The organism is Winogradskyella sp. UBA3174, from assembly GCF_002364335.1.
In the GTDB taxonomy this organism is placed as follows: domain Bacteria; phylum Bacteroidota; class Bacteroidia; order Flavobacteriales; family Flavobacteriaceae; genus Winogradskyella.
In genome coordinates this window covers 5,983-8,393 of sequence record NZ_DEXW01000055.1, presented here as the reverse complement: position 1 = coordinate 8,393, position 2,411 = coordinate 5,983, and the positions used below count along the sequence as shown (strand labels likewise).

Here is a 2,411-nt window from a genome sequence, read left to right as displayed (position 1 = left end):
TGCAGACGATAAACGAACAGCAGACCTAGAAGATGCAGTAACACAAGCTACATTATCAGCCGCAATAAATTTAGATTCAAAGTATCCTGCTTTTAAAGCGGCAGAAGAAACACGAATAAAAAAATATGAATCACTAAAAAATAACTCTGCTGTCGGCCCAGAAGTAGCAAAATGGGCATACTTTCAACCGGGATTTTTAGACAACGATAATTACTTAGAAAATGCTTTTCAATATGCATCATCTAATCCTAGATATAAACATAGTGGTGGGGTAGAACCATCAGAGCAATATCAAGAAAATATAAACCAATTTCAAAATACAGTTAGGGGTAAATTTGGTGATAGTCATGGTGGTAATATGAGTAGTCTATTTGTAGGCGAAGCTACACAACCAACAACTCCAACTACTATTGATAGTGCTCAAACAGATACTACGAATATTACTACAGACCTTACTAGTAGTACTCAAACAGATACTGGTGCAGAAAGTGACTTTACTACTAGTATGATGCCACCTTTAAATACATCTCAAACTACGGCTGAAATGAAAGCTAGTGTATGGAGAAAAGTATTAGGAGGATATGAAAATGGAATGTCACCTAGAGACATGTTTAACAAAGGCTTTATAAATGAAGGTGAATTAAAAATATGGGATAATACCACTGGTCAAGATAAATTTAAAGCAGAGGCTATAACAACTGCTATGTCTATTGATGACGATTATCAAGCCGCTTTAAATAGTGGAAATTCAGAGGCTTTAATTCAAGCAACTGCTAATTTACAAAATAAAGTAAATATATTATATAGTTTAAACAGAACACTTGACTTAGAAAACAATAAAAATATACCAAATGTAGAGCTTAATAATAAAACATATGCACCATCAACAAATAATACATTACCAGAAGATGGTAGTAAAGTTATATACTCTGAAGGTGATGGTGATGATGCAAAATTTTATGTTAAACAGGGTAATGTAATGTTAGAGTTAATACCAGATGAGGCTAATAAAAAAGGATATGCAATAGAAGGTTCTCCAAGATATAAAGAATTAACAAAAAATTCTACTACAGGTGGATTTAGTTTAGGCTCAATAGCACTAGGTGTACCAATTAAATAACAACCAACCATTTATTCCGGGATAATTAAATATGACTGAAGGTATTTCTCCAAGTTTTGGCGTTCCTCGTGATGAACCTAAAGAAAATTCTTATGGTGAAATTGTTGAATCTAAAACTAATGAGCTTGAAACTATTGATAAAGAAAATCAATATTCAACAGGTGCTACACCAAGTTTTGGGGTGGAAAGAAAAAGTATTTTTTCTGAAGATGAAGAGCCAATATTAAATTTACACACTAATACAAGTATTAGAAAAAACCCTAATATACCTAAAACATGGACTGGAAAAAGTTATGACGAATTAAATCCAGAAGGATTAGGTGCATGGGTATATGGTTTTAATGCATCACAAGAAGGAGCATATGAATTACTTAATAATATTCCCGGAAGCGTAGATAGATTTTTTGATTTTGTAGGTGAGCAAACTGGACTTGATACAAATGACGAAGGATTTTTTGAAGAGGGGTTACAAAATTTAGAGTATTGGTTAACCAAAAAAGCTAGATTAACTAACCCAGAATACTTAGGTTTAGAAGCACCCGAAACCCTTAGAGGAAAATTTATGGCAGGTGTTGCTTCTGCTCCTATAACAGTTGCTAGTTATATTCCTGCTACAATGGCTTTAGGGCCTGTTGGAGGATTTGCATTAACAGATGCTATTCGTGCCGCAGAACCAGATGCAGGTTTAATGGATATTGCAACAGGAGCAGCTTGGGGTGCAGTATTTGGTAAAACATTAAAATGGGCAAATAACTATAGTATGGCTCCTCGTATTGCTATTATGGGAGGTATGGGATTTGGTAGTTCCTATATACAAACAGTCGGATTAGAACCTCCTTCACATTATACTGAAGAGCAAAAAAGGGAATTTAAAAATCAACTATCTTTAGACAGGTACGCTAGTGCTCTTGTTATGATGGGTTTAGGTATACCCGGAAGGTATAAAACAGGGATGCCTTGGTGGGAAGGTATTAAAAAAGAAACGCCTTGGATGAAAACAAAAGTAGAATTAAATAAAGAACAAGTAAATAAAGATTTAGAAAAAATTTATGATACTTTAAAAAAAGGTGAATATGATGTTACTGACCCTTATATTAAAAGTATAATAGAAAAAAGAGAAACATTAGAATTAACAGATTTAGAATTAATTCAAAATGTAAAAAACTATGCAGAAAATATTAAGGAAGTTGATAAATTTGTTAAAGATGATGTAGCAAAAAAGGATTTTTCTGTTGGTAAATTTGAAGCGGCAGTTATACGTATTGCAAAAAATCAAGGTTTGTTAGAAGCA

At 33.1% G+C, this 2,411-nt stretch carries 2 protein-coding genes; both read left to right on the top strand.

The window, feature by feature from the left end; genetic code table 11:
- Positions 1 to 1,120, top strand: a 1,120-nt coding sequence (locus tag B2U95_RS10155; RefSeq protein WP_296315868.1) for a hypothetical protein, incomplete at its 5' end; no start/stop codon positions are given.
- 31 nt (positions 1,121 to 1,151) lie between these two features.
- A partial coding sequence (locus B2U95_RS10150; RefSeq protein ID WP_296315866.1) for a hypothetical protein occupies positions 1,152 to 2,411 on the top strand: 1,260 nt, incomplete at its 3' end.